Source organism: Pseudolysinimonas kribbensis, from assembly GCF_039531715.1.
In the GTDB taxonomy this organism is placed as follows: Bacteria; Actinomycetota; Actinomycetes; order Actinomycetales; family Microbacteriaceae; genus Pseudolysinimonas; species Pseudolysinimonas kribbensis.
Genome location: NZ_BAAAQO010000004.1, coordinates 924,972 through 950,719 on the forward strand (window position 1 = coordinate 924,972; position 25,748 = coordinate 950,719).

At 72.1% G+C, this 25,748-nt stretch carries 23 protein-coding genes; 3 read left to right on the plus strand and 20 right to left on the minus strand.

Translation table 11 applies throughout. The features are described 5' to 3' along the window. Positions 1-24 precede the first annotated feature (24 nt). Genes ABD285_RS15195 through ABD285_RS15205 form a run of 3 tightly spaced genes read right to left on the minus strand, consistent with a single transcriptional unit; the run spans position 25 to position 3,199 of the window. Entirely contained in the window at positions 25-909 is an 885-nt protein-coding gene (locus ABD285_RS15195) for a carbohydrate ABC transporter permease (protein ID WP_344203302.1), read from the minus strand. Then, positions 906-1,847: a carbohydrate ABC transporter permease gene (locus ABD285_RS15200; protein ID WP_344203304.1), complete on the minus strand. Its 942-nt coding sequence runs from the start codon at positions 1,845-1,847 to the stop codon at positions 906-908. Before ABD285_RS15200 ends, ABD285_RS15195 begins: the two co-directional genes overlap by 4 nt. A 44-nt stretch (positions 1,848-1,891) precedes the next feature. Beyond that, complete coding sequence (locus ABD285_RS15205) at positions 1,892-3,199, minus strand: sugar ABC transporter substrate-binding protein (RefSeq protein WP_284254779.1); 1,308 nt, start codon at positions 3,197-3,199, stop codon at positions 1,892-1,894. Between the two features lie 170 nt (positions 3,200-3,369). Here ABD285_RS15205 and ABD285_RS15210 point away from each other — a divergent pair, with 170 nt between their 5' ends. Then, the gene (locus ABD285_RS15210; RefSeq protein ID WP_284254778.1) at positions 3,370-4,401 is read left to right on the plus strand and encodes a LacI family DNA-binding transcriptional regulator; all 1,032 of its coding nucleotides are present in this window, start codon (positions 3,370-3,372) and stop codon (positions 4,399-4,401) included. Positions 4,402-4,432: 31 nt separating this feature from the next. On the opposite strand, the gene ABD285_RS15215 is transcribed toward ABD285_RS15210, so the two are convergent. The 7 genes from ABD285_RS15215 to ABD285_RS15245 form a co-directional block, all read right to left on the minus strand. After that, a complete protein-coding gene (locus ABD285_RS15215) occupies positions 4,433-5,752 on the minus strand; it encodes an NAD(P)/FAD-dependent oxidoreductase (protein WP_284254777.1) in 1,320 nt (439 codons plus the stop codon). A gap of 40 nt (positions 5,753-5,792) precedes the next feature. Continuing rightward, positions 5,793-7,070, minus strand: a complete 1,278-nt coding sequence (locus ABD285_RS15220) for a S8 family peptidase (RefSeq protein WP_344203307.1) — start codon at positions 7,068-7,070, stop codon at positions 5,793-5,795. Further along, positions 7,067-7,612, minus strand: coding sequence for a DUF501 domain-containing protein (locus ABD285_RS15225; protein WP_284254776.1), 546 nt, complete (start codon positions 7,610-7,612; stop codon positions 7,067-7,069). The genes ABD285_RS15220 and ABD285_RS15225 overlap by 4 nt, the downstream gene beginning before the upstream one ends. Before the next feature lie 7 nt (positions 7,613-7,619). Continuing rightward, positions 7,620-8,129, minus strand: coding sequence for an FtsB family cell division protein (locus ABD285_RS15230; protein ID WP_284254775.1), 510 nt, complete (start codon positions 8,127-8,129; stop codon positions 7,620-7,622). 83 nt (positions 8,130-8,212) lie between these two features. Then, complete coding sequence (gene eno / locus ABD285_RS15235) at positions 8,213-9,490, minus strand: phosphopyruvate hydratase (RefSeq protein WP_284254774.1); 1,278 nt, start codon at positions 9,488-9,490, stop codon at positions 8,213-8,215. Positions 9,491-9,654: 164 nt separating this feature from the next. After that, complete coding sequence (locus tag ABD285_RS15240; RefSeq protein ID WP_344203569.1) at positions 9,655-10,917, minus strand: histidine--tRNA ligase; 1,263 nt, start codon at positions 10,915-10,917, stop codon at positions 9,655-9,657. Positions 10,918-10,959: 42 nt separating this feature from the next. Further along, the gene (locus tag ABD285_RS15245) at positions 10,960-11,931 is read right to left on the minus strand and encodes an EamA family transporter (protein WP_284254773.1); all 972 of its coding nucleotides are present in this window, start codon (positions 11,929-11,931) and stop codon (positions 10,960-10,962) included. A gap of 83 nt (positions 11,932-12,014) precedes the next feature. On the opposite strand from ABD285_RS15245, the gene ABD285_RS15250 reads away from it, so the two are divergent. Beyond that, a complete protein-coding gene (locus tag ABD285_RS15250) occupies positions 12,015-12,572 on the plus strand; it encodes a CGNR zinc finger domain-containing protein (protein ID WP_284254772.1) in 558 nt (185 codons plus the stop codon). Here ABD285_RS15250 and ABD285_RS15255 read toward each other — a convergent pair. The 3 genes from ABD285_RS15255 to ABD285_RS15265 are packed head-to-tail and all read right to left on the minus strand — an operon-like array spanning position 12,532 to position 15,249. Beyond that, a complete protein-coding gene (locus tag ABD285_RS15255) occupies positions 12,532-13,122 on the minus strand; it encodes a gamma carbonic anhydrase family protein (RefSeq protein ID WP_344203313.1) in 591 nt (196 codons plus the stop codon). The two genes, ABD285_RS15250 and ABD285_RS15255, sit on opposite strands and share 41 nt — an antisense overlap. Beyond that, the gene (mazG, locus tag ABD285_RS15260) at positions 13,119-13,775 is read right to left on the minus strand and encodes a nucleoside triphosphate pyrophosphohydrolase (protein WP_344203315.1); all 657 of its coding nucleotides are present in this window, start codon (positions 13,773-13,775) and stop codon (positions 13,119-13,121) included. The genes ABD285_RS15255 and mazG overlap by 4 nt, the downstream gene beginning before the upstream one ends. 19 nt (positions 13,776-13,794) lie before the next feature. Continuing rightward, positions 13,795-15,249, minus strand: a complete 1,455-nt coding sequence (locus ABD285_RS15265) for an MDR family MFS transporter (RefSeq protein ID WP_425565050.1) — start codon at positions 15,247-15,249, stop codon at positions 13,795-13,797. A 76-nt stretch (positions 15,250-15,325) separates the two neighbouring features. On the opposite strand from ABD285_RS15265, the gene ABD285_RS15270 reads away from it, so the two are divergent. After that, positions 15,326-16,069, plus strand: coding sequence for a CPBP family intramembrane glutamic endopeptidase (locus tag ABD285_RS15270; RefSeq protein WP_284254770.1), 744 nt, complete (start codon positions 15,326-15,328; stop codon positions 16,067-16,069). Positions 16,070-16,082: 13 nt separating this feature from the next. Here ABD285_RS15270 and ABD285_RS15275 read toward each other — a convergent pair whose 3' ends face one another. The 7 genes from ABD285_RS15275 to ABD285_RS15305 all read right to left on the minus strand — a co-directional run bounded on the left by ABD285_RS15275 (position 16,083) and on the right by ABD285_RS15305 (position 25,729). Continuing rightward, positions 16,083-17,495: an FUSC family protein gene (locus tag ABD285_RS15275; protein WP_284254769.1), complete on the minus strand. Its 1,413-nt coding sequence runs from the start codon at positions 17,493-17,495 to the stop codon at positions 16,083-16,085. A 26-nt stretch (positions 17,496-17,521) separates the two neighbouring features. Further along, the gene (mfd, locus tag ABD285_RS15280) at positions 17,522-21,082 is read right to left on the minus strand and encodes a transcription-repair coupling factor (protein WP_344203320.1); all 3,561 of its coding nucleotides are present in this window, start codon (positions 21,080-21,082) and stop codon (positions 17,522-17,524) included. 58 nt (positions 21,083-21,140) lie between these two features. Then, on the minus strand, positions 21,141-22,022 hold the full coding sequence (locus tag ABD285_RS15285; RefSeq protein WP_284254768.1) for a bifunctional helix-turn-helix transcriptional regulator/GNAT family N-acetyltransferase: 882 nt from the start codon (positions 22,020-22,022) through the stop codon (positions 21,141-21,143). A 250-nt stretch (positions 22,023-22,272) separates the two neighbouring features. After that, positions 22,273-22,857, minus strand: coding sequence for an aminoacyl-tRNA hydrolase (gene pth, locus ABD285_RS15290; protein WP_284254766.1), 585 nt, complete (start codon positions 22,855-22,857; stop codon positions 22,273-22,275). A gap of 12 nt (positions 22,858-22,869) precedes the next feature. Beyond that, positions 22,870-23,508, minus strand: coding sequence for a 50S ribosomal protein L25/general stress protein Ctc (locus tag ABD285_RS15295; protein WP_284254764.1), 639 nt, complete (start codon positions 23,506-23,508; stop codon positions 22,870-22,872). Between the two features lie 135 nt (positions 23,509-23,643). Continuing rightward, the gene (locus tag ABD285_RS15300; protein ID WP_344203324.1) at positions 23,644-24,651 is read right to left on the minus strand and encodes a hypothetical protein; all 1,008 of its coding nucleotides are present in this window, start codon (positions 24,649-24,651) and stop codon (positions 23,644-23,646) included. Positions 24,652-24,691: 40 nt separating this feature from the next. Beyond that, on the minus strand, positions 24,692-25,729 hold the full coding sequence (locus ABD285_RS15305; protein ID WP_284254762.1) for a D-2-hydroxyacid dehydrogenase: 1,038 nt from the start codon (positions 25,727-25,729) through the stop codon (positions 24,692-24,694). Between the last annotated feature and the right edge of the window lie 19 nt (positions 25,730-25,748).

Genomic DNA, 25,748 nt, shown 5'->3' on the forward strand with positions numbered 1-25,748 from the left:
GAAGGCGTCGCGGTCAGCGCCGGGTCACTTCACCGCGCCGACCGTGAGCCCCTCGCGGAGCAGGCGGTAGGTGGCGGCGAAGAGGATGAGGATCGGGATCGACGTGATGACCGACAGCGCCATGAGCGCCGGCCAGTCGATGCCGAACGCCGAGACCTGCTGCGCGAGCAGCGCGCTCAGCGGGTAGGTGCCCGGCGAGAGCAGGAAGTTGATCGCGTAGAGGAACTCGCCCCAGCAGATGAGGAACACCAGGGTCGCCGTCGTCGCGACGCCGTTCCGCGCCACCGGCAGCACGATCGAGAAGAACCGGCGCACGATGCCGGCGCCGTCGATGGATGCCGACTCCTCGAGCGCGATCGGCACCGCGCGGAAGAACGGCCGCAGCAGCACGATCGCGAACGGCGTCAGCAGCGCGGCATCCGCGAGCACGAGCCCGGACGTGCTGTCGAGCAGCCCCCACGAGCCGAAGATCTGGAAGAGCGGGATGACGGTGGCGGTCTGCGGCATCATCTGCAGCACGATCAGCAGCGCGAGCGCGATCGTCACCCACCGCCCGCCGACCCGCGCCAGCGCGTACGCGCACGGGATCGCGACGGCCAGCACGAGCACCATCGTGGATGTCGAGATGATGAGCGACTGCGCGAGAGCCGGCCACAGATCCTGACCCTCGAACGCCCGCACGTAGGCGTCGAGCGTGGGCGTGAAGATGATCGAGGCCTGGGTGCCGATGACCTCGTCGGAGCTCTTGATCGAGGTGAGCAGGATCCACAGGATCGGGATGCCGTACATCACGAACAGCAGCACCTGCAGGATGATCGCGACCGGCCCCGAGCGACCCCGCGGGTTGCGCGGCCGGCGACGGGTGGCGGTGGCGGTCTCGGTGACGCGCGACACGGCGACGGCGCTCATGACTCGAGCTCCTCTCGGCGCACACTGCGCGCGTAGACGATGGCCAGAACCAGCACGAAGATCGCCGCGAGCACCGCGGTCGAGGATCCGAGCCCGTAGTCGTTGCGCACGAACGCCTGCAGGTAGCCGAGGAACGGCAGTGTGTTCGTGGCCTTGCCCGGCCCGCCGTAGGTCATGACGTAGATGAAGTCGAAGCTGCGGAACGCGTACACGATCGTCAGCACCGCGAGCACGAGGCTCGTCGGCCGCACGGCGGGCAGCAACACGTAGCGCAGCTCCTGCCACGGGCGGGCGCCGTCGATCTGGGCGGCCTCGAAGATCTCATCCGGGATGCCGAGGATCGAGGCGCGGAACACGAGCGCGTTGAACGGGATGATCGCCCACGAGTTCACGAGCGCGATCGAGACGAGCGCGAAGTGCTCGTCGAACAGGAAGGGGATCGACGGCAGGCCGACCGTGTGCAGCATCGTGTTGAACAGCCCGGCGTCGCCGAGAAGGAACTTCCAGACGCTGCCGTTGACGACCGGCGGCAGGGCCCACACGAAGACCATGAGGCCCAGCAGGATGCCGCCCAGCCTCCCGGAGCGGCGCAGCGCCACCGCCGCGACGAGCCCGCCCACGAGGCCGAGCACGGTGACGATGACGACGAACAGCAGCGTGTTGGTGATGCCGATCTGCAGGTCGCCCTGCTGCCATCCGGTGACGATGTTGCCGAACCCGATAAAAGGCCAGTCGGCGTCGAGCGTCGCCGTCGTCACCGCGCTCACGCTCATCCGCACCAGTTGGCTGAGCGGGTAGAACGAGAGCACCCCGAGCAGGATCACCGCGGGGATGACCCCGAGCCAGCGCCGGTCGAATCGGCGGCGGCGCCTCGGGAGGGGCACGCGACCCCGCGACGGTGTGCGCGCCTGCGCGGCACGCGCATCGATCGTGGTCATGTGCCCCTCCTCGGCCCTACTGTCTGGTGCTGACTAGTGGACGGTCAGTTCACGTAGCCCTTGAGCTTGGCGGCTAGCTGGTCGGCCGCATCCTTCGGGCTCGTCGTGCCGCCGATGACACCGCTCCAGGTCTGCCCGACGGCGAGCTGGAGGTCGGCGATCGAGGCGGGCTTGACCGCGTCGTCGGGGTAGTTGGCCCCGAACTCCTTGATCGAGTCGGCGAACGGCTTCAGCATCGGGTCGGACGCGATCGACGGGTCGGCCGCGGCATCCGCACGCGACGGGATGCTGCCCACGGCCTTCAGCGAGTCGAGCTGACCCTGCTTGGAGAGGAAAGTCTCGGCGAGGTACTTCCACGCCATGTCGGGGTTCTTGCTGTACTTGCCGATCCCCTGACCCTCGCCACCGAGGTAGGTCTTGCCGTGCGCGCCGAGCGGCAGCGGCGCGACGCCGTACTGGAACTTCGCGTCGGTCTTGGCGCCGCCGATCTGCCAGTTGCCGTTCTCGGCGAACAGCGTGCCGCCCGCCTCCCACTTCTGGAAGGGCACGGTCTGATCCCAGGTCACGGCCTCCTTGGAGAGCCAGCCCTTGTTCACCCAGTTCTGCACGGTGGTGAAGGCCTTGGTGAGGTCGGCCGCGCTGGGGTTCTTATAGCTGAACCCGGCGTCGGTCAGCCACGGGTAGGCCTGCCACTCGCCCTGACCCTGCGGCAGGCCGCAGACGGTGATGCCGGCGTAGCCGGCCGCCTTCGCCTTGGCCATGTCGGCCTCGAGCTCGGACATCGACGTCGGCGGGGCGCTGATGCCCACCTTCTTCATGAGGTCGGCGTTGTACCAGAGGCCGAGCAGGTTGACGTAGCCCTGCACGGCGTAGGTGGTGCCGTCGACCTTGTGGATGACGGACTTCGAGATCTGCGACGCGTCTTTGAACTTCGACAGGTACTTGTCGATCGGCAGCAGCGTGTCGCCGAGCGCGTAGGTGCCGGCCTCGGCGCCGTTGAAGACGACGATGTCCGGACCCTTGTGGGCGCGGGCCGCGTTGATGGTCTTCTGCTGGATCTGGTCGTACGGCACGTAGACGTTGTCGACGGTGTACCCGGGGTGGTTCTTCTCGAACGTCTTCGCGTAGGTGCTCATGAGGCCGCGCTGCGCGGTCTCGGCGGCGGAGAAGTAGCTCCAGACCGTGATCGTCTTGCTCGAGCCGCTGCCGGAGCCGCCGGAGCCGCCGCCGGAGCACGCGGCGAGGCCGAGTGCCGCGGTCGCGACCGCCGCGGTGACGGCGACGGTCCGCAGGATCCGGGCGGAACGACGAAGAGACGGCCGGGAGGGCCGCGGTTCTGCGCTGAACTGCATGGTGGACGTCCTTCTGGTTGCGAGGAAGCGCCGTCAGGGCGACGGTGCCCGACCCTCCCGATACGAAAATACCGAAAAGGTTTTCTGTGACTGTAGCCTTCCATGCTCCGACGGGTCAAGCCCCTAGGATGTGCCTACCCGGATCGCGCTGCGGAAGGAGGCGATGCGCAGTGGCCACCAGCAATCCCGGCTTCGACGGGCGACGCGCCGCCACCCTCCGCGACGTCGCCGCCCTCGCCGGGGTGTCGATCGCGACCGCCTCGAAAGCGCTCAACGGCCGCGATCAGGTGCATCCCGAAACACGCGAAAGGGTCATTGCGGCGGCGGCGAAGGTCGCGTTCCGTCCCAACCCGATGGCGCAGGGCCTGCTGCGCGGGCAGACCGGAACCGTCGGCCTGCTCACCGACGACCTCGTCGGCCGATTCAGCCTGCCGATCCTGATGGGCGCCGAAGACGAGTTCGGCAGCGGCAGCGTCTCGGTCTTCCTCGCCGACGCGCGCGGGGACGCGATCCGCCAGCGGCACCACCTGCACGCGTTCCTCGACCGGCGCGTCGACGGCCTCATCGCCGTGGCCTCCAACACCGACCCCCGGGCGACCCTCGGGCGCGAGCTGCCGATCCCGGTCATCTACGCCTACGGCCCCTCACTCGACCCGGACGACACCTCGCTCGTGCCCGACAACGTCAGCGCGGGCGAGATCGCCGTGGAGCACCTGGTGACCACCGGGCGCCGGCACCTGGCGCTGATCTCGGGCGACGAGGCCTACCTCGCGGCGCGCGACCGCACCGAGGGCGTGCAGCGCGCGGTCGCCGCCGCCGGCCTCTCGCTGGTCGAGCAGGTCATGTACGGCTCGTGGAGCGAGGCGTGGGGTCGCACGGCCACCCGCGCGCTCGTCGACCGGGTGCCGGAGCTCGACGGGATCATCTGCGCGAGCGATCAGATCGCGCGCGGCTCGCTCGACGCGCTCCGCGATCTCGGAGTGCCGGTACCGGAGCGCGTGGCGGTGCTCGGCTTCGACAACTGGGAGGCGGTCGTCGCCGACTCGCGCCCGCCGCTCACGAGCGTCGATATGAACTTCGAGGCGCTCGGTCGCGCCGCCGCCCGCCGCCTGACCCAGGCGATGTCGGGCGAGCGGCACGCCGGCGGCGTCGAGAAGCTGCCGGTGCGGCTCGTGGCGCGCGCGTCGACCGCGCGCGTCTGAGCGCGCGCGTCTGAGCGAGGGCGTCCCGCGGCTACGCCTTCGGGCGCGAGGCGAACTCCCGGAAGTACGCGGCCGGAGTGTCGCGCGCCGGAAGACCGACGAGGTCGCGCCGCACCAGGAAGTTGATGATCCAGTTGCCGAACACCCGCGTCTTGCGCTCCCACGACGGGATCGCGAGGCCATGGTATCCGCGGTGCATGAACCAGCCGATGAGGCCCTTGATCGCGAGCCGCCCGCTCTGGAACACCCCGTCGTACAGGCCGATGCCCGCGACCGCGCCGAGACCCTTGTGGTAATAGTCCACCGGGTCCTCACCGCGGATCATGCCGGTGATGTTCTTGGCGAGCCGCTTGGCCTGGCGCACCGCGTGCTGCGCGTTCGGCACGCAGAAGCCGCCGACACCGCCGCCCGTGAGATCCGGGACCGCGCACACGTCGCCCGCGCCCCACGCGTCCTCGACGATGTCGTCGCCGTTCGTGATGCGCAGGTCGGCGCGCACCGTGACGCGACCGCGATCGTCGAGCGGCAGGTCGCTGTTGCGCATGTTCGGCGTGGCCATGACGCCCGCGGTCCACACGATGAGGTCCGACTCGAAGGTCTCGCCCGTCGAGAGCTCGATCTTGCCGCCGACCGCGCTTGCGAGCTGCGTGTTCAGGTGCACCTCGGCACCGCGCTGGGCGAGCCGCTTGACCACCCACTCGGCGGTCTTCAGCGAGACCTCGGGCATGATCCGGCCCATCGCCTCGATGAGGTGGAACTGCGTGTCGTCCATCGAGACCTCGGGGTACGCGCCGACGAGCGAGCTCGCGAAGCTGCGCAGCTCACCGAACAGCTCGATGCCCGCGAAGCCCCCGCCGACCACGACGACGGTCAGCAGCCGGTCGCGCTCGGGGCCGGGCTTCATGGTCGAGGCCTTGATGAAGTTCTCGGTGAGCCGGTCGCGGATCCACATGGCCTCCTCGATCGACTTCAGGCCGATCGCCTGGTCGGCGACGCCCGGGATCGGGAAGGTGCGCGACACGGAGCCCGCGGTGATGACGATCGTGTCGTACTGCTCGGTCCACGCCTCGCCCTCGGCCGGAGTGATCTCGGCGGTCTTGGTCGCGTGATCGATCTTCGTGACGCGCGCCGTGACGATGCGGGTCGACTTGAGGTGGCGCCGGTGGGCGACGACCGCATGCCGGGGCTCGATCGAGCCCGCCGCGACCTCGGGCAGGAAGGGCTGGTAGGTGAGGTACGGCAACGGGTCGACCATGGTCACCTGGGCCTCGCCGCGGCGGAGCCGCTTCTCGAGTTTCCAGGCGGTGTAGAACCCGGCGTAGCCGCCGCCGACGATCAGGATCTTGCGCACAGTGAAGGGGCTCCTCGCAGGAAAAAAGTCGCCTCCGAGCCTACCGGCTGCGCCGACCGCCGAAGTACCGCACGGTTCCCACGACGAACCCGACCGCGACGAACAGCGCGAGAAGCACGACGAGCGCCGGGATGCCGACCAGTCGCAGCGTGGTCGGGCTCGGCAGCAGCACCCCCACCGGGTCGCGCACGTGCGGGGCGGGGGCGGTGCTCGGCATCGGAACGCGCGAGGTCCACACCGGACCGGTGGCGGCATCCGCGGGGCGATGCAGGGCGACCCAGTCCTTCAGGCTGCCGAGCGGATTGGCCTTCACGGTGGGCACGTCGGCGTTGACGGCGGCGTTCGCGTCGAGCAGGCCGTACCCGTAGATCGGGTCGTCGCCGCGCGCGCCGCGGTCCCGCGCGGTGGCGATGATGCGCTGGATGACGTCGGCCGCGCTCAGCTCCGGGTGCGCCGCGCGCACCAGGGCGACGGCACCGGCGACGATGGGAGTCGATCCCGACGTCCCGTCCCACAGGACGTAGCCGCCGCCCGGCACGACGCTCACGAGGTCGACGCTCGGCGCGGCGACGCCGATCGTGACTCCCTGGCTCGACGCGTCGTCGCTCGCGCGACCGCTCTCGTCCACACCGGCGACCGTGAGCACGCCCGGCATCGTCGCGGGGGCGCCGACCTCGTCGGTGCCGCTGCCGCGGTTGCCGGCCGCGGCGACGACGACGACGTCGTGCTGCTCCGCATAGAGGAACGCCTTGTCCCAGCTGGGGGGCCAGCTGAGCGTGTTGCGGGTCAGCGACATGTTGATGACCCGGGCGCCGTGATCGACGGCCCACGTGACGGCGTCGGCGATCTGGTCGTCGGAGTCCGGTGCCTGCGCGCCGAAGCCGATCGAGATCGACAGCAGCGATGCCTGCGGCGCGACGCCGATCGCGCCCGTGCCGGGGCCGGTGCCGCGGCCGGCGAGCAGCGAGGCGACCATCGTGCCGTGGTCGGAGTCCTCTCCGGAGCCGACCGGCGTCTGACCGTTCGACGCCCCGTGGTGAGAGAAGTCCGTGCCGCCGACGACGGCGCCGCGCAGCTCCGGCACCGAGCCGTCGACACCGGTGTCGATGATGGCGACCGTCACGCCCCTGCCCTGCGTCGTGTTCCAGGCCTGCAGGATGCCGTAGGAGCTGAGCCAGTACTCCTTGGAGCGCACGAGGTCGCTCGCCGCGGTCCGGACGGCGGGCGTGCTCGGGGTGCCCGGCGCCGCCGAGGCCGCCACGGGCGCGACGAGCAGGAGCGCGAACGCCGCCCCCGTCACGGCGAGCGTGCGCCTCACGACGCGACGTCCCGTCGTTCCGGGTCCCGGTGCGCCGCGCCCGGATCCGCGCACGCGCAGCGCGCCGGCGACCAGCTCGAGAGGGCGAGCGCGCGATCGCCGATCGGGTTGACGCCCGGACCGGCCGCGAGAGCGTGGGCGGCCAGCGCGTGCAGGCACTTGACGCGCTCCGGCATCCCGCCCGCCGAGAAGCCGGCGATCTCGGGCACGTCGGCGATGGCGGCCCGGTCGGCGAGGTAGCTCTCGTGGGCCGCCCGGTAGGCGGCGGCCGTCGCGGGATCCTCGAGCTCGACGCCCAGCTCGGCCATGACGCCGGTCGCCTCGAGGGTCGAGATGGCCGCCGTCGCGGCCGGGTGGCTGAGGTAATAGAGCGTCGGGAACGGCGTGCCGTCGTCGAGTCGCGGGGCCGTCGCGACGACCACGGGGTTGCCGCAGGCGCAGCGGGCAGCGATCCCGATCACCCCGCGCGCGGGGCGACCGAGCTGCGCGGTGACGACCGCCACCTCGGCGGCGGTCGGCGGCGCGAACGGCGGCGTCGTCACGGCCGGGTCACTTCTGCGTCGGGCTCGGGATCGTGCCCGAGTCGAGCTGGCTCGGGGTGGCGTCGGTCAGTCCGGCGGCGAAGGTCGTCTGCAGCAGCGAATGCACCCAGTCGACGTCGGCGGTCTGGATCCGGTCGCTGACCGGGAGTCCGTCGGGGGTCGTGGGGGTGGTCGGCGTGTTCACGACGAAGTAGCTCACATCGCCCGGCATCACGTAGTAGAGCTTCGTGCGGGCCTGCGCGGCGACGTAGGCGGGGTCCTTCCAGCGATCGACCTGGGCGCGCAGATCCTTCACGTCCTTCTTGCTCTGCGCGACCTCCTGCTGCAGCTGCGCGATCTGCTGGCGCTGCTCGACGAGGGTCTTGAGGTTCGGCGCGAGCACGACGAGCGCCGCGACGATGAGCAGCAGGCTCGAGAGCGCGAAGCCCGAGAGCCGGAATCCGCGCAGCCACGCGGCCGGGCGCGACTCGTCGGGCATGGCGACGGCCACCCTCTCGGTGCGCCCCGGTCGTGCCATGCGACCAGGGTAAGCGGGCGAGTATGCAAAAACGGCTAGTGCCGCGTGCGCGGCACTAGCCGTTTTTGAGCACGGGCGTTCGGCTACTGGAAACGGGGGAACGCGGCGCGGCCCGCGTAGACCGCGGCCTCGCCGAGCTCCTCCTCGATGCGCAGCAGCTGGTTGTACTTCGCGACGCGCTCCGAGCGGGCCGGGGCGCCGGTCTTGATCTGGCCGGCGTCCGTCGCGACCGCGAGGTCGGCGATCGTGGTGTCCTCGGTCTCGCCCGACCGGTGCGACAGGATCGCGGTGTAGCCGTGGCGCTGGGCGAGGCTCACGGCATCCAGGGTCTCGGTCAGCGTGCCGATCTGGTTGACCTTGATCAGGATCGAGTTGGCCGCGCGCACGTCGAGGCCCTTCCGCAGGCGCACCGGGTTGGTCACGAACAGGTCGTCGCCGACGAGCTGCACCCTGTCGCCGAGGTCGGCGTTGAGCGCGGTCCAGGCCTCCCAGTCGTCCTCGGCCAGCGGGTCCTCGATCGTGACGATGGGGTAGTCGGCGACGAGCTTGTCGTAGTACGCGCTCAGCTCGGCGGCCGACATGTCCTTGCCCTCGTAGCGGTAGACGCCGTCGTGGAAGAACTCGGTGGATGCCACATCCATCCCGAGCGCGATCTGCTCGCCGACCGTGAACCCGGCCTTCTCGATCGCCCCGACGATGAAGTCGAGCGCCGCGCGCGCGTTGTCGATCTCGGGCGCGAAGCCGCCCTCGTCGCCGAGGCCGGTGCCGAGGCCCTTCGCATGCAGCTCCGCCTTGAGGGCGTGATAGACCTCGGCGCCCCAGCGGAGGGCCTCCCGGAAGGTCGGCGCCCCGATCGGCAGCACCATGATCTCCTGCGCGTCGAGGCCGTTGTCGGCGTGCGCACCGCCGTTGATGATGTTCATGAGCGGCACCGGCAGGGTGTGCGCGTTGGGGCCGCCGAGGTAGCGGAACAGAGCGAGGTCCGACGAGTCGGCGGCGGCCTTGGCGACGGCGAGGCTCACGCCGAGGATCGCGTTGGCGCCGAGCTTGGACTTGTTGTCGGTGCCGTCGGCGGCGATCAGCTCGGCATCCACGAGGCGCTGGTCGCTGGCCTCGAAGCCCTCGATCGCCGGTCCGAGCACGTCGAGCACGGCATCCACGGCCTTCTCGACGCCCTTGCCGCCGTAGCGGCCCTTGTCGCCGTCGCGCAGCTCGTACGCCTCGAATGCTCCGGTCGACGCGCCCGAGGGCACGGCGGCGCGCGAGACGGTGCCGTCGTCGAGCAGCACCTCGACCTCGACGGTCGGGTTGCCTCGGGAATCGAGGATCTCGCGGGCGCCGACGGCTTCGATATCGGACATGAGGGTGCTCCTTGAAAGATGCGGGTGGTGGCGCCCCCGAGCCTACCGAGCGCGGGGAGGCACATCCGATCGGCCCTTTGCCATCCGTTGTGCGCCGCGCGGGGTGCATCGGATGGCGAATCCCGAATCGGATCGGGGCGCCGCGCGGCGAGCGCGCTGCGAGGCTACGCGAGGGGGCGCAGGTCGAGCGCCTCGGGGGTGGCGGCTCCGGCGGCGACGAACGCGAAGTGGGTGAAGCCGTCGGCCGCGAGCGCATCGAGGGCGGGCTTGACGTTCCTGGGGCGCACGAGCAGCCGAACGCGGGCTCCGGATGCCACGAGCGCCGCCTTGAGCGCCACCAGATCGGCGAGCGGCACGTCCGCGTCGTGCAGCAGCGCGATCGCCCGCTCCCCCGCGGCACCCGAGCGTTCGAGCAGGTCGACGAGCCGCTCGAAGCCGAGCGAGAACCCGGTGGCCGGCACGTCGGTGCCGAGGAACCGGCCGATCATGCCGTCGTAGCGGCCGCCGCCGCCGAGCGAGTACGGCACGCTCGGGTGCGCCAGCTCGAAAATCGGGCCCGTGTAGTAGCCCATGCCGCGCACCAGGAACGGGTCGAACTGCAGGAGCGCGTCGGCGGGATCGGCGCCGCGCGCCCGCGCGACCGCCTCGCCGAGCTCCGCGAGCTCCGCGATGACGGCGTCGTCCGCACCCTCGGGCAGCGCCCGCCGGATCGCGCGCTCGCCGAAGGTCAGGTGCTCCATCGTCTGCGGGCGTCCGAAGAACGCGTCGAGCGCCTCGACGGCGGCGGAGGTGAGACCGCGCTCGCGCAGCTCCTCGACGACGCCGTCCTGCCCGACCTTGTCGAGCTTGTCGATCGTGACGAGCGCCTGCTCGTGCTCGGAGGCCGGGAAGCCGAGCGTCTCGAGCATCCCGATCAGCAGCCGCCGGTCGTTGACGCGCACGAACGCGCCCTCGAGCCCCAGCCGGTCGACCGTGTCGAGCGACGCGACGAGCAGCTCGGCCTCGGCGCGCACCGACGGCTCCCCGATGATGTCGATGTCGCACTGCACGAACTGGCGGTAGCGGCCCTTCTGCGGGCGCTCGGCCCGCCACACCGGAGCGACCTGGATGCTGCGGAACACCGCCGGCAGTTCCGCGCGGTGGCTCGCGTAGAACCGCGCGAGCGGCACGGTCAGGTCGAACCGCAGGCCGAGGTCGACGAGGTCGAGCGGCTCGGCGGCGGCCTGCAGGTCGTCGTGCGTCAACCCGCGCTTCTGGATGCCGAAGGCGAGCTTCTCGTTGTCACCCCCGAGCCCCGCGTGCAGGCGCGCACTGTCCTCCGCGACGGGCGTCTCGATCTCGTCGAAGCCGTGGGCGCGATAGCCGTCCCGGATGATCGCGAGCAGCCGTTCGCGATGCGCCTTCTCCGCCGGCAGGAAGTCGCGCATTCCCCGGGGCGGATTGACGGCGTTCGGCACCCGTCCAGTCTGTCAGGCCGGCTCGCTCACCGGGATCGGGAGCGTGTCGGGTGAGACCGGCAGGTCGGGGCGCTCCGAGCGCACGAAGACGATGCCCGCGAGGATCAGCACACCGCCCACGAGCTGCAGCGGCGACAGCGCCTGCCCCAGCAGGAGCCACGCGAACGCGCACGAGAACAGCACCTCGGCCAGGCCCAGGAACGAGGCGACCCGGGTGCCGAGCCGCCGGGCGCCCGTGACGCCGAGCACGTAGGCGAGCGCCGTGGCCAGCAGGGCGACTCCCGCGGCCGGCAGCCACCACGGCACGTCGCCGCCGAGGAACCGGACGTCGGCGAAACCGACCGTGACCGGCAGCAGCCCGGTCGCCGCCACGCCCGCCAGCAGCACACCGCCGACCAGGAGCGAGAACCCGGCGAACGCGATGGGCGGGATGTCGCCGTCGGGCCGCGCGCCCAGGACGAAGTAGATCCCGAGTCCCACGGCGGCCAGCAGTGCCCAGAGCACGCCGACCGGGTCGAGCGACCCGCCCGCGGCGGTGCCGCCCACGATGCCGATGACGAGCAGCAGGCCGGCCAGCGACAGGGCGCTGCCGACCAGGACGACCGGCTTCGGCATCCGGCGCGTGCGCACCCAGGTGAGACCCACCAGCAGGAGCGGCGCCAGGTACTGGATGAGCAGTGCGAGCCCGACCGGGATCGTGCGGATCGCCGCGAAGTACGCGAGCTGCGTGCCGACGACGCCGAGCCCGCCGTACGCGATCACACGCCACCGCGCCCGCCAGAGCGGGCGGAGGTCGCCGCGTAGGGCGACGAGCGCCGGCGCGAGCAGCACGAGTCCCGCGACGAACGCCCGCAGCAGCACCGCGGCCGTGGGCGACCATCCCGACTCGAGCAGCGGGGTGGCGAGCGTGCCGCTCGTCGAGAAACACAGCGACGACCCCACAGCGATCGCGAGCGAGAGGGCGCCGGAGCGCGGAACGGCCATGCACGCTCCTCTCCCGCCACGGCGTCAGGGTCTATCGGGGGTTATGCTCCTGACGCTAGCGGTCGCCACCGTCAGGAGTCAAAGTGCGTTTCAGTGATGACACGGAGGCCTCGCTCGCGTTCGTCGTGGCGCTGGCCAACACCGTGCCGACGGCCTCCGCGAGCGGCGCCGACGAGCTCGAGACCCCGGAGCAGCTCGCCTGGCTGCTCGACGAGTACGGGTACTCGGGGCGGCACGACGCCGACGAGGCGGAGCTCGAGGAGGTGCGCGCGGCGCGGGCGCAGCTGCGCAGCCTCTGGCGGCTGCGCAAGGACGAGGCGGTGGCCGAGGTCAACCGGATGCTCGTGGATGCCGGCGCCCTCCCCCAGCTCGTGCGGCACGACCACCTCGACTGGCACATCCACGCGACGAGCCTCGACGCGCCGCTCGCCGAGCGCATCCGGGTGGAGGCCGCGATGGGGTTCGTCGACGTCATCCGCGCGGCTGCCACGTCGCAGCTGCGCACGTGCGAGGCGCACGACTGCGAGGGCGTGTTCGTCGACCTCTCGCGCAACGGATCGAAGCGATTCTGCAGCCTGCGCTGCGGCAACCGGATGAACGTCAGCGCCTATCGCGAGCGCCTCGCGGAACAGAGCGACTGAGCCGCTCGATCGCGCGGCTGTACCGCTCCGTGAGCTGCACCATGGCATCCGGGGCATTGCGATCGACGCCGAACACGGTGCCGGGGAAGTCGAGGGGCTCCTGCGCCGCCCAGATCTCGTCGTGGCGATCCGGCGGCAGGATGGGGGCGGGATCCCCGACCGCGACCCAGCCGATCGGCACCGTGGCGCCGGCCTCCAGCCGCGTGCGCACCTGGACGACGCCGTTGACGCGCACCTCGGCGCCACGGCCCAGCACCGCACCCGGGAAGATCGCCGCGTTCGTCGCGACGAACACCTCGTCGTCGATCCAGGCGCCCGACACCGATGCGTGGGGGCCGATGAGCACGTGATCTCCGACGGTCAGCGCGAAGCGTGCGCTGGCGCGCAGCACCGCCTGTTCCATGACGATCACCGATTCGCCCACGGCGAGCACCCCGTCGCCCGCATCGAGGATCGCGCCCGCGAGCACCCGGCTGCGCGCGCCGATCCGCACGTCGCCCCGGACGATCGCGGAGGGATCGACGGAGGCGTCCGGCGCCACCGCGGTCATCCGGCGGCCTCCGCGGCGCGCACCTCGGACTGCAACCCGCGGATCGCGGATCGCAGCGCGCGCTCCGGGTCGAGCCCGGCATCCCGCGCCCCGGTCACGATCGCGAGCAGGTGCGCGCCCAGCTCGTCCTCGGTCGCGGGCACCGGAGCGGCATCCGGCACGACGCCCACCTTCGCCGCACGGCCGACGACCTTCTCGGCGAGCGCCAGCGCGGGCATGCCGGGCGGGATGCCGTCGAGCACCGAGGTGCGGTGCGCCTTCTCGACCGCCTTGAGCTTCTCCCAGGTGACCGCCACTGCCTCCGGGGTGTCGGCCACCACGTCGCCGAACACGTGCGGATGCCGGCCCACCATCTTGCGGGTCATGTGCTCGGCGACGTCGTCGATCGTGAACTCCCCCGCTTCGCGCGCGATGTCCGCGTGGAACAGCACCTGGTAGAGCACGTCGCCGAGCTCCTCGATCCGCTCGTCGCGGTCGCCCGCCTCGATCGCCTCGACGAGCTCGGCGCTCTCCTCGACGAGGTAGCGCACCAGCGACTCGTGGGTCTGCGCGCGGTCCCACGCGCAGCCGCCCGGCGCGCGCAGGCGCTCGAGCGTCGCGATCAGCCCGTCCAGCTGCGGATGCGGGGCGAGCTGCGGATCCGGCGCGGTCATGCGCGCCACGTTACGCGGGCTATGCGGCCGGTTCGATCGTCTGGATCGACCCCGTGATCGGGTCGCGCTTCGGCGGTGGGAGCCGCGGCATCCTGAGCACCGTGGCGATCGTGAGGGCGACGAAGACGGCGACCGCGACGAACACCCACGTCGACGCGACCGTCACGGCGTGCGGGTCGCTCGAACCGCGGCCGGAGATCGCGATCACCGCGTTGGCGACCGCGCCGAGCACCGCCGCACCGACCGCGCTCCCGATCGACCGGCCGAAGGCCTGCACACCGGTCACGACGCCGCGCTCATTCCACATCACGCTGGACTGCGCCGCCACCAGCGCCGGCGAGACGCACCAGCCGAAGCCCCAGCCCGTCACGAAGCAGGCGATCATCACCGCGATCAGCGAGGGCGTCATGCCGACGGCGGCGAGCGTGATCGCACCCGTCGTGGAGACCAGGATGCCGACCAGGCACGTCGTGCGGAATCCGTAGCGAAGGTAGAGCCGCCCGGCGAGCGCGGCGGCGATCGGCCAGCCGAGCGTCAGGGCGGCCACCGCGAGCCCCGAGACGATCGGCGATGTGCCGAGCGTGCGCTGGAGGTAGGTGGGCACGTAGGAGCTGAGTCCGATGGTCGCGGCGCCGACGGCGCCGGCCACGAGCGCCGCGGTCAGCACCACCCGACGACTCAGCACCTCGAGCGAGAGCACCGGTTCGGCCGCGCGGCGTTCGACGAGCACGAACCCGACGAGGGCGAGGATGCCGACGACGAAGACGGCGACGCCCGGCACCGAGAGCCACGGCCATCCCTCGCCGCCCTCGAGCAGTCCGAGGATGACCGAGCTCGACCCGACCGTGAGCAGCACCGCGCCCGGCACGTCGATGCGGTGCCGCCGGTGCGCGACCGTCTCGTGATAGCCGCGCGCGATGAGCACGAGGGCCAGGATGCAGACGGGCACGTTGACGAAGAAGATCCACCGCCAGGTGAGGAACTGCGAGAAGACACCGCCGAGCGCCGGCCCGACCACCGAGGCCATGCCCCAGATGCTCGCCACGTAGCCCTGCACGCGGGCGCGCTCCTCGACCGTGTAGATGTCGCCGATGATCGTCATCGACATCGGCTGCACCGCGCCGGCGCCGAGGCCCTGCACCGCGCGGAAGACGATGAGCGCGGTCATGTTCCAGGCGGCGCCGCACAGCACCGACCCGACCAGGAACAGCAGGATGCCGAAGATCATGATCGGCTTGCGGCCGACCATGTCGGCGAGCTTGGAGTACACCGGCACGAGCACGGCCTGGGCGAGCAGGTAGATCGAGAACAGCCACGGGAACTGCGAGAAGCCGCCGAGGTCCTTCACGACCGACGGGACCGCCGTGGCGAGGATCGTCGAGTCGATGGCGATGAGCGCCGTCGAGGTCATCGCGCCGAGCAGGATGGGGCCGCGCTCCGACCGCAGTCCGACCTCGCTTCGAGCCACCCGCATTCCTTCCGTCGGGCAAGGATCCCCCGGATGCAAGTCGGGCGCCAATCGGCGCATTCCCGCACGGGAGGATGGTGACGTGCGCCTCGCCCTGCTCGCCCTGCTCGTGCTCGTGCTGGCGTTCCTCCTCGCGCGAGCGGTGCGCCGGGAACGGCGGGAGTGGGCCCGGTTCCGGCGACTGCGCGCGACCCGCAGCCGGCAGCGCGTCTATCGGCGCTGGCTGATCGAGTCGGTCGTCGTCATGGGCGGGATGTCGGCCGTCGTGCTGCTGGCGACCTGGACGATCCTGGGCCCCACCCTCCGCGACGCGCAGCGCTGGGCGCCGATGGCCTGGCTGCGCGCGCAGCTCGACTCCGGATTCGGTGCGGGCCTCGCGATCGGACTGCCGATCGCGTTCGTCGTGGGGATCGTGCTGCCGCTGGTGCTGCTGCGCGGGCGGATCGACGAGATCCCGGCGATCGGTGACATCCGGGCGCTGCTGCCGCGCAACCGCGACGAGCTGCCGTACGGGCTCGGCCTCGGGCTGTCGGCGGGGGTGTTCGAGGAGACGATGTTCCGGCTCGCGATGCCGGCACTGATCTTCGGGATCGTGCCGAACGGGCCGGTCGCGTTCCTCGCCGCGTCGCTGGTGTTCGGCCTGCTGCACGTCTATCAGCGGTGGACCGGCGTGCTGTTCGCGACCGTGCTGGGGCTCGTGCTGTCGGCGCTCTATGTGGTGACGGGGCTCATCGTCGTGCCGATCCTGCTGCACGCGCTCATCGACCTGCGCTCGCTCGTGCTGATCCCGGTGCTGCTGGGCACGGCCCGCGAGCGGGTCGAGTAGGCGGTCGAGCGCGCTACTCCCGTTCCAGGTGGGTGCGAAGGGCGTCGAGTGCGGCCTGCAGCTCGTCGGGCGCGCGCAACGCCCGGCGCGCAGCGCCCAGGAGCTTCCGCGCCTCGGCATCGGCTCCGTGGCGACCGAGGTCGACGCAGTCGCGCGTCGTCGCGATCCAGCGCGCGGCGCGCGGACGCCGGGCGCGACGCGCGATCCGCAGCCAGGCGTCGTACGGCTTCGACGCCCTCGCGAGATCGGCCAGCGCGCCGCGCAGGTCGTGGGCGGTCGCGTCGTCCTGCACCGCCATCCGCTCCTGCAGCGCCGCGAGCACCGCCCCGAGCCGGCGCCGGATCGTTCCCTCCGATCGGATCGGCAGCACGAGCCAGGCGACGGCGAGCGCGAGGACCGAGCCGATGAGGATCTCCTCGAGCCGCTCCCCCAGCAGGAACCCGCCGCCCCCGCCGCCCACCGCGCCGCCGAACGCCTGCACGAGCGCGATCGCGAGGGTGAAGAACAGAGCCCACCAGACGTAGGCGAACTCGCGCAGCAGCACCGCGAGGAACACGATCGCGATGAGCGCAGCCGTCGTGCCGACGGTCGGAGGCCCCAGGTGCGCGGCCGGCGCGAGCGCGAGCAGCGTGCCGACCGCGGCGCCGCCCAGGCGCTGGATGCCCTTGTAGAGGACGTCGGCACGCCCGGCGTTGCCGATCGTGACGACGACGACGGTGAGCACGATCCAGGCCCAGCGGTCGCCGAAGAACACGAAACCGATCACGAAGGCCAGGGCGAGCGAGATCCCCATCTGCAGCGCGAGCTTGTCGGTCGGCGTCACCCGCACGCGCGGAGCGTCGGCGGCGCGCGGAGCCGGGTCGGGGCGCTCCCAGGTCGGCTGCCGCGGCGGCAGCAGCCGGATCGCCCGCGCACCCACCTGCAGCAGCGTCACCCACGCGAACGCCACGAGCGCGACGACCGGCGGCACCAGCCACGCCACGCCGGCGAGCGGCCCGACCGGATGCTGCGGCACCGGCACCGGTGTGACCAGCAGGGCGACGAAGGGCAGCACGAGCAGGGCGCCGATCCGGCGCGGAACGGCGCCGAACCGGCGCAGCCAGATCGAGAGCATCATGCCGAGCACGTAGACGACGGCGCCCACGATCGGCGCGCGCAGCAGCAGGGTGCCGATGCCCGCCGCGGCGAGGCCGATGACCGGGAGGGCGACCGCCGCCTCGATGCGGCCGCGGGCATCCTTCTCCAGCTGGCTGCGCGCCAGGGTCAGGGTCAGCATCGCCCCGAGCACCGCGGGGCCGAGCTCCGGCACGAGCGCGAACGTCGACAGCAGCGTGAGCACCATCGCGAGGATCGTCACGACGGCGGTGCCGACGGCGAGCCGGATGCGGGGGCGGTTGGCGTCGAGCCAGGCGCGCACGGTCGTCATGGGCGTCTCGATACGCCGGGCCGCGGCTACTCGACCGGCTCGGTGGCGGGCACGGGGATCGGGAAGATCGCGTCGAGGAGGTCGCCGACCCAGGCGACGAGGGCGGCATCCTCGAGATCCTTCGGCAGCGGCACGCTCAGCGCCTTCGCCTGCCCGAACAGCCGCGCCCCCGGGTAGAGCCGCTGCAGCCGCACCTGGAGGGAGTCGGGCAGCTCGGCCGGGGCGATCCGCAGGTTGCCGCCCATCGCCACGACGTCCGACAGCCCGGCCTTCTGCGCCCGGCGCCGCAGCCGCGAGACGTCGATCAGGTTGGCCACCTGCTCGGGCGGCTCGCCGTACCGGTCGCGCAGCTCCTCGAGCACCGCGTCGATGGCGTCGTCGGCGCTCGTCGCCGCCGCGGCGGTGGACAGCTTCTGATAGGCCTCGAGGCGCAGCCGCTCCGACTCGATGTAGTCCTCGGGCAGGTGCGCGTCGACCGGCAGCTCGAGCCGCAGCTCGGTCTGCCCCTCGACGACGTCGCCGCGGAAGGCGCTCACGGCCTCCCCGATCATCCGCAGGTAGAGGTCGAACCCCACCCCGGCGATGTGCCCGGACTGCTCGCCGCCGAGCAGGTTGCCGGCGCCGCGGATCTCGAGGTCCTTGAGGGCGATCTGCATGCCGCCGCCGAGCTCGTTGTTCGCCGCGATGGTCTCGAGCCGGTCGGTCGCCGTCTCGCTCAGCGGCTTGTCGTCGTCGTAGAGGAAGTACGCGTACGCGCGCTCCCGGCCGCGCCCGACCCGGCCGCGGATCTGGTGCAGCTGGCTGAGGCCGTACTTGTCGGCACGATCGATGATGAGCGTGTTCGCGTTGGCGATGTCGATGCCCGTCTCGATGATCGTCGTCGTCACGAGCACGTCGAACCGGCGCTCCCAGAAGTCGACGATGACCTGCTCGAGCACGTGCTCGCTGAGCTGCCCGTGCGCGACCGCGATGCGCGCCTCGGGCACGAGCTCCGCCAGCTGCGCCGCGACCCGGTTGATCGACGACACCCGGTTGTGCACGAAGAACACCTGCCCCTCGCGCAGCAGCTCGCGCCGGACCGCCGCCGCGACCGTCTTGTCGTTGTAGGCGCCGACATAGGTGAGGATCGGGTGCCGGTCCTCCGGCGGCGTCGCGAGCGTCGACATCTCGCGGATGCCCGTCACCGCCATCTCGAGCGTGCGCGGGATCGGCGTGGCCGACATCGCGAGGATGTCGACGTTGGTCTTGAGCTTCTTCAGGGCGTCCTTGTGCTCCACCCCGAAGCGCTGCTCCTCGTCGATGATGACGAGCCCCAGGTCTTTGAACCGGATGCCGTCCGACAGCAGCCGGTGCGTGCCGATCACGACATCCACCTCGCCCGACGCGAGGCCGGCGATCGTGTCCTTGGCCTCCTTGTCGGTCTGGAACCGGGACAGCGCGCGCAGATGTACCGGGAATCCCGCGAACCGCTCGGCGAAGGTCTCCATGTGCTGGCGCACGAGCAAGGTGGTCGGCACGAGCATCGCGACCTGCTTGCCCTCCTGCACGGCCTTGAACGCGGCACGCACCGCGACCTCGGTCTTGCCGTAGCCGACGTCGCCCGAGATGAGGCGGTCCATCGGGATCGGCCGCTGCATGTCGGCCTTGACCTCGTCGATCGTCTGCAGCTGGTCGGGCGTCTCGACGAACGGGAACGCCTCCTCGAGCTCGCGCTGCCACGGGGTGTCGGGACCGAACGCGTGGCCGACGCTCGCCATCCGGGCGGAGTAGAGCTTGACGAGCTCGACCGCGATGTCGCGCACCGCCTTGCGTGCGCGGCCCTTCGCGGCCGCCCAGTCGGAGCCGCCCATCTTGCTGAGCGTGGGCGCCTCGCCGCCGACGTACCGGGTCAGCAGGTCGAGCTGGTCCATCGGCACGAACAGCCGGTCGCCCGGCATGCCGCGCTTGGACGGCGCGTACTCCAGCACGAGGTACTCGCGCTCCACCTTCGCCGTCGTGACGCTCGTGCCGAGCGGGCCGCGCGCCGTGCGCTCGCCCGAGGCGACCTCGCGCTTGACGAGCTCGACGAACCGCCCGATGCCGTGCGTCTGGTGCACGACGATGTCGCCCGGCCGCAGCTGGAGCGGATCGACGACGTTGCGGCGACGGCTGGCGAGCCGCTTGACCTGGCGCGAGTCGACGCCCGCGGTGCGGCCGTAGAACTCCGCCTCGCTCAGCACCGCGAACCGCGCCTCGGGCAGCTCGAAGCCCGCCTCGAGCGCACCCTTCACCAGGTAGGCGACTCCCGGCTCGGGATCGGCGGGGAAGGTCTCGACCGGACGACCCGCCGCCTCGCGCCCGGCGAGCACGTCGGCCGCGCGCTCGACCAGGCCGGTTCCCGCGGTCGCGACCGCGACGGTCCAGCCGTCGCGCAGCAGCTCGACGACGTGGTCGGCGGCGCCCTCCGCGCGGCCCGCGAACGCCGGGACGGGCTCGGCGTCGACGCGGATGCCCTCCTCGTCGCCCGCGTCGAACGGGCTGAACGTCCACCACGTGCGGTCGCCGGCGGCCGTGCGCAGCCCGTTCACGGAGAGGAAGTCGCCCGCGCCGAGGTCGATCGGCGCCTGCGCACCCGCCGTCGCGGCGCTCCACGCGGCGTCGAGGAACTCGCGGTTGGTCTCGCCGAGATGCAGGGCCCGGGTCGCGACGCGCTCGGGACCGAGCACGGCGATCGCGGCATCCGGAGGCAGGTAGTCGGTGAGCGGCACGAGCCGGTCGAGCAGCGCGGGCGCGAGCGACTCCATGCCCTCGACCGGGATGCCCTCCGCGATCTTCGCGAGCATCTGCTGCAGCGTCGGGAACTCGCTCTGCATCTCGGCCGCCCGTTGGCGCACCGCGTCGGTCAGCAGCAGCTCGCGGGCCGGTCCGAGCTCCGCGTGCCCGACGGTCTCGGGCAGCGAGCGCTGATCCGCGACCGAGAACGCCCGCAGCGCCTCGAGCTCGTCGCCGAAGAACTCGGCTCGCAGCGGGTGCTCGGCCGCGGGCGGGAACACGTCGAGGATGCCGCCGCGCACCGCGAACTCGCCCCGGCGGGTGACGAGGTCGACGCGCGTGTAGGCGATCTCGACGAGCCGGCCCGCGAGCGCCGCGAGGTCGTAGCCGCGGCCGCCGGCGCGCAGCTCGAGCGGCTCGAGGTCCGCCAGGCCGGGGGCGAGCGGCTGCAGCGCGGATCGCACGCTCGCGACGAGCACGAACGGTGCCGCGCGATCCCACTGCTTCGCGGCACGCAACGCGTGCAGCCGGCGCCCGACGGTCTCGGCGCTCGGCGACAGACGCTCGTGCGGCAGCGTCTCCCAGGCGGGCAGTTCGAGCACCGTCGCATCCGGCGCGTAGCAGTGCAGGGCATCGAGCACCGCCTGCGCCTCGCGACTGGTCGCGGTCACCGCGAGCAGCGCGGACGCCGTTCCCCGCGCCCGCAGCAGCGCTGCCAGCAGCGGAACGCGGAGCCCCTCGATGAGCGAGAAGTCGGCGTCGCGATGTGCGGACTCGAGGGCCGCATCCAGCACGTGGGCGCGCTCCAGCGCCGTGATCATCCGCTCGAGTGCCACTCGTTCGATGTTACGGGCGGCCGCCGACCACCGCGTCCACCCGCGGGTGGAGCGCCGCTCAGACGGCCTTCTCGAACCAGAGCCCCGCGTAGGGATTGTCGTTGTAGCGCGGGATCTCCCGATAGCCCGCGCGCCGGTACATGGCGATCGCCTCGGCGAGCACCGGGTTCGTGTCGAGCCGCACGACGTCGAAGCCGTCGGCGGCGGCGGTGCGCTCCAGGTGGGTCAGCAGGCGCGTCGCGATGCCGCGGCCCCGCCAGGCGGGATCGACCCACATCCGCTTGATCTCGGCCACCCGGTCGCCGAGGCGCTGGATGCCGCCGCAGGCGATCGCGACCCCGTCCGAGGCGGCGACGAAGAACCGGCCGTTCGGCGGGGCGTACACGGCCGGATCGGCGGGCGGGCCGGGATCGAATCCGGCGGGGAACCGCTCGGCGAGCTCGGCGAAGTAGGCGTCCATCGCCGCTCGCGCCTGCTGCTGCCCCGCGTCCACCTCCGCGAACCGCACGGTCGCGGCGCGGACCAGTGCGTCGGCGGTGCGCAACGCGTCGGCCAGCCGGGCGCGGCTCGAACCGGACAGCGGCGCCAGGATGTCGTGCGCGACCCGGTCGGAGCGCTCCTCCAGGTCGCGCCACGCCCGCGAGCCCGCCGCGGTGAGCCGGGCGATCCGACGGCGTGCGTCATCCGGATCGGCGGTCGTGGTCACCAGGCCGTCGCCCTCCAGGCGGCGCAGGAGGCGGCTGAGGTGCCCGGCGTCGAGGCCGAGCCGATCGCGCAGCTCACGCACCCCGATGGCCCCGCCCGGCGCGTCGCCGATCTCGAACAGCACGCGCGAGGGGCCGAGCGGTCGCCCGGAGTCGAGGAACGACTCGTCGAGCACGCCGACGCGCTGCGACCACGCCCGGTTGAACCGGCGCAGCACATCCATCTCGTCACGCATTCTCTGACTTTAGTCAGAGAATCGCGAGCGCGTCACGCGACGGCGCGCCAGCCCTCGCGCGCCGACGGATACCGCGGCGTCCAGCCCAGGTCGCGGTGCGCCCGCTCCGACGAGACCCGCAGATCGAGCGAGGTCATGAGCCGTGCCGCGTACGGCGCCACCACCCGACCCGGGCTCCAAACCGATCGCTGGTTCGCCATCCGATCCACGTCGCGCGAGCGCGATCGGATGGCAAAGGCGCGATCGGTTGCTAGCGCGGCGCGTGGAAGCGCTGCTGCGCCGGGAGCAGACCCTCGGCGATGACCTGCTCGACCGCATCCGCGGCATCCGAGAGCAGCGACGGCAGCACCTCGCGCTCGGCCTTCGTGAACGGGGTGAGCACGAAATCCGCGGGATCCTGGCGTCCGGGCGGGCGGCCGATGCCGATCCGCACCCGCGCGAAGTCGGGCGTGCCGATCGCGGCCTGGATGTCGCGCAGCCCGTTGTGGCCGCCGTGGCCGCCGCCGACCTTGAGCTTGATCGTGTCGAACGGGATGTCGAGCTCGTCGTGCAGCACGATCAGCCGGTCGGGAGTCAGCGAGTAGAAGCGCATCAGCTGCGCCACCGGACCGCCCGACAGGTTCATGAACGACGCCGGCTTCGCGAGCACGAGCCGCGCCCCGCCGGGGCCGAGACGGCCCTCGGCGACGGTCGCGTTCGTCTTGTGGCGCTTGAACGGCGCCCCGATGCGGGATGCCAGCTGGTCGAGCGCCATCTGCCCGACGTTGTGACGGTGCGACGCGTAGCCGGGCCCGGGGTTGCCGAGCCCAACGACGAGCCACTGTCCGTCGGCCATCGGGCGAGCGGACTACTCCGCCGACTCTTCGGCGGCGTCGGCCGGGGCCTCCGCCTGCGACTCGCCGGCCTCGGCACCCGCCTCGTCGGCGGCGAGGTCATCCGCCGTCGGCGCGGCCGGCGTGGTCACCGCGAGGATGAGCAGCTCGGGGTCGCCCTGCAGCGTCGCGCCCGCCGGCAGCTCCAGGTCGGCCGCCGTGATGTGCGTGCCCTCCTCGGCGCCCTCGACGTTCACGACGATGCGCTCCGGGATGTGCGTGGCCTCCACCTCGAGCGACACGGTATTCGCGTCCTGCACGACGATCGTGCCCGAGAACGACTCGCCCTCGATGTGCACCGGTACGTCGACGACGACCTTCTCGCCACGGCGCACGACGATGAGGTCGAGGTGCTCGATGACCTGGTGAACCGGGTCCTTCTGCACGTCCTTGACCAGTGCGAGCTGGCTCTTGCCGGCGATGTCGAGGTCGAGCACCTGGTTCGCCTTGCGGATGATGAGGGCGACCTCGTGGCCCGGCAGCGTCACGTGCTGCGGGTCGGTGCCGTGGCCGTAGATGACCGCCGGGATCTTGCCGAGCGCACGGATCTTGCGGGCCGCGCCCTTGCCGAACTGGGTGCGGGGTTCCGCGGTGAGCTTGTTGTCGTCAGCCATGGCCGGTACGTCTCTTCCTTGTGTCTGGGTGTCGGCATTGCGCACGCCGGACGATTCAGATCTGCCAGACCGAAGGCCGCCCACCGCGTCGATCACGGATGCGTCGCATCCCTCGCCGAAGTTCGGTCGCTGAGTCTACACGCGGTCGGGGGGCCGTTCGCCCGGCGGGGTCGCCCGCCCGGTCGACGCGGGCCCCGTGCGGATCGGTCCGGTGGGGGTGTCGTCGCCCGCGGCACCGAACGGGAACAGGCTGCCGACGCCGTCCTCCGGCTGGTATCCGATGCGTTCGTCGACGTCCTCGACCGGCTCCATCGCGCGCCGGCGGCGGGCGCGCACGACGCCGGCGATCCCGGCGACGAGCACGAGCACGCCCAGCACGAGGTAGCCGCCCCCGTCGCCCGCGTAGCGCAGGCCGTCGGTGAGCGCCCGGTTCGACGCGATCGGGCGCAGCACGAGCTGCGGCGACCAGATCAGCAGGCCGCCCAGAGCGCCGAGCAGGACGCCCAGCACGATCGCTCCGAGCGACGAGAACCGCACGCCTGCGATGACGATCACGACGAGCACCGCGGCCGCGAGCACGAGCAGCACGCCGAGCAGCTCGATCCCGCCGGAGCGCTGCTGGATCGACTGGATGAGGCGTGCCCCACCGAGGGCGACCAGCAGCACGGCGCCGGCGCCGAGCACGAGCGAGAGGACCGTGGTGACCACCCGGCCCGCCGCGGTCGAGCGGGGGCGGCGGGCGGCCGTCGCCATCCCCGCGACCAGGAAGAGCAGGCCCACGAGGAGTCCCAGCCCACTCGCCCACCAGGCGAACAGCCCGTCGCCGACGGGTCGGTAGATGCGCTCGGCCGAGATGAGCGTGCCGGCCCAGATCGCGGCCGGGAGGATGATGATGCCGAGCCCGGTGAGCGTCTGCACGAGCCCGATGATGACGACCCCGACCGACGACCACGCCACGGTGAGCATCGCGCCGGCGAGGCAGAGCACCCCCAGGCCGAGCACCACGCTCGGCAGGAGCGCGTCGGCCGTCTGCTCCCGCAGCTGCGCCGAGAGCCGATGCAGCGTCCATCCCCCGCCCCAGACCAGCAGGTGACCGGCGACCGAGAGGACGACTGCGATCACGAGGCTCACGAATGCCCGCATGTCCCGACGCTAGCCAGCGCCGCCGGACGCCGCCAGGGCGTCAGTAGAACTCGTGGGGATCCACGACGTTCAGGAGCGGCTCGCCGTCGAGCAGCCGGCGCGCGTTCTCGGCGAACAGCTCCGCCACGACGCGCGGCTCATGGCCGTCGACGCCGGCGGTGTGCGGCGCGATGACCACCTGCGGCATGTCCCAGAGCGGGCTGTCGGCGGCGAGCGGCTCGGCGGAGAACACGTCGAGGGCGGCGAACCCGACCCGGCCGTCCTGCAGCGCCTCGATCAGCGCGGGCTCGTCGACCGTCGTGCCACGGCCGACGTTGACGACCGTCGCCCCCGGCTTGACGCGGGCGAGCACCTCGCGGCTCAGCAGCTTCTCGGTCGCCGGCGTCCCGGGCAGGGCGAGCACGATCGCGTCGGCCTGCGCGGCGACGTCGGCCAGCCGCTCGACGGGCTCGATGCGCTCGACGCCCTCGGCATCCACCTGTCGGCGGTGCACGCCGACCACGTGGTAGCCGAGCAGGGCGAGCTTCTGCGCGCTCGCCCGGCCGATGCTGCCGAGACCCACCACGGCGACGGTCTGATCGGCGGCCGCGGGCATGACCAGTCGCGGCGCCCACTCGTGCCGGCGCTGCGCGGCCGTCAGGATGCCGAGCCGCCGTCCGCCGGCCAGCACGCCGAACAGCGCGAACTCGGCCAGCGGCTGGGAGTACGCCCCTGCGGAGGTCGTGAAGACGATCCGCTCCCGGGCCTCGTCGGGCAGACGTGCGGCCCGCACGATCTGCCCGCCCCCGGCCTGGATCGTCTGCACCCAGCGGAGCCGGGGATTGGCGGCCACGGTGCGGGCGAGCCCCTTGCCCGACGAGTCGGGCGCCCCGAGCAGCGCATCCGCCGTGTCGACGAGCGCCTCGAAGCGCGCCTGCTCGGCGGGTTCGCGCCGCTTCGCCTGCTGCCATTCCACGCCCGGGGCATGCAGGAGCTCGGGCTCGTACACCAGATCCACGCGCGGCTCCCGGCGACGCAGCTCGGTCAGATCGTCCTCGGGGAAGGGCGCGGCGACCACCACGCGGAGACGGTCGGTCATGCGGCTCACAGTAGCCTGG

Excerpts from the sequence above, each read along its gene's own strand:
- ABD285_RS15195 (WP_344203302.1), bottom strand. The coding sequence starts at position 909 with ATGAGCGCCGTCGCCGTGTCGCGCGTCACCGAGACCGCCACCGCCACC.
- ABD285_RS15200 (WP_344203304.1), bottom strand. The coding sequence starts at position 1,847 with ATGACCACGATCGATGCGCGTGCCGCGCAGGCGCGCACACCGTCGCGG.
- ABD285_RS15205 (WP_284254779.1), bottom strand. The coding sequence starts at position 3,199 with ATGCAGTTCAGCGCAGAACCGCGGCCCTCCCGGCCGTCTCTTCGTCGT.
- ABD285_RS15230 (WP_284254775.1), bottom strand. The coding sequence starts at position 8,129 with ATGGCACGACCGGGGCGCACCGAGAGGGTGGCCGTCGCCATGCCCGAC.
- eno (WP_284254774.1), bottom strand. The coding sequence starts at position 9,490 with ATGTCCGATATCGAAGCCGTCGGCGCCCGCGAGATCCTCGATTCCCGA.
- ABD285_RS15240 (WP_344203569.1), bottom strand. The coding sequence starts at position 10,917 with ATGCGCGACTTCCTGCCGGCGGAGAAGGCGCATCGCGAACGGCTGCTC.
- ABD285_RS15245 (WP_284254773.1), bottom strand. The coding sequence starts at position 11,931 with ATGGCCGTTCCGCGCTCCGGCGCCCTCTCGCTCGCGATCGCTGTGGGG.
- ABD285_RS15255 (WP_344203313.1), bottom strand. The coding sequence starts at position 13,122 with ATGACCGCGGTGGCGCCGGACGCCTCCGTCGATCCCTCCGCGATCGTC.
- mazG (WP_344203315.1), bottom strand. The coding sequence starts at position 13,775 with ATGACCGCGCCGGATCCGCAGCTCGCCCCGCATCCGCAGCTGGACGGG.
- ABD285_RS15265 (WP_425565050.1), bottom strand. The coding sequence starts at position 15,249 with ATGCGGGTGGCTCGAAGCGAGGTCGGACTGCGGTCGGAGCGCGGCCCC.
- ABD285_RS15275 (WP_284254769.1), bottom strand. The coding sequence starts at position 17,495 with ATGACGACCGTGCGCGCCTGGCTCGACGCCAACCGCCCCCGCATCCGG.
- ABD285_RS15285 (WP_284254768.1), bottom strand. The coding sequence starts at position 22,022 with ATGCGTGACGAGATGGATGTGCTGCGCCGGTTCAACCGGGCGTGGTCG.
- pth (WP_284254766.1), bottom strand. The coding sequence starts at position 22,857 with ATGGCCGACGGACAGTGGCTCGTCGTTGGGCTCGGCAACCCCGGGCCC.
- ABD285_RS15295 (WP_284254764.1), bottom strand. The coding sequence starts at position 23,508 with ATGGCTGACGACAACAAGCTCACCGCGGAACCCCGCACCCAGTTCGGC.
- ABD285_RS15300 (WP_344203324.1), bottom strand. The coding sequence starts at position 24,651 with ATGCGGGCATTCGTGAGCCTCGTGATCGCAGTCGTCCTCTCGGTCGCC.
- ABD285_RS15305 (WP_284254762.1), bottom strand. The coding sequence starts at position 25,729 with ATGACCGACCGTCTCCGCGTGGTGGTCGCCGCGCCCTTCCCCGAGGAC.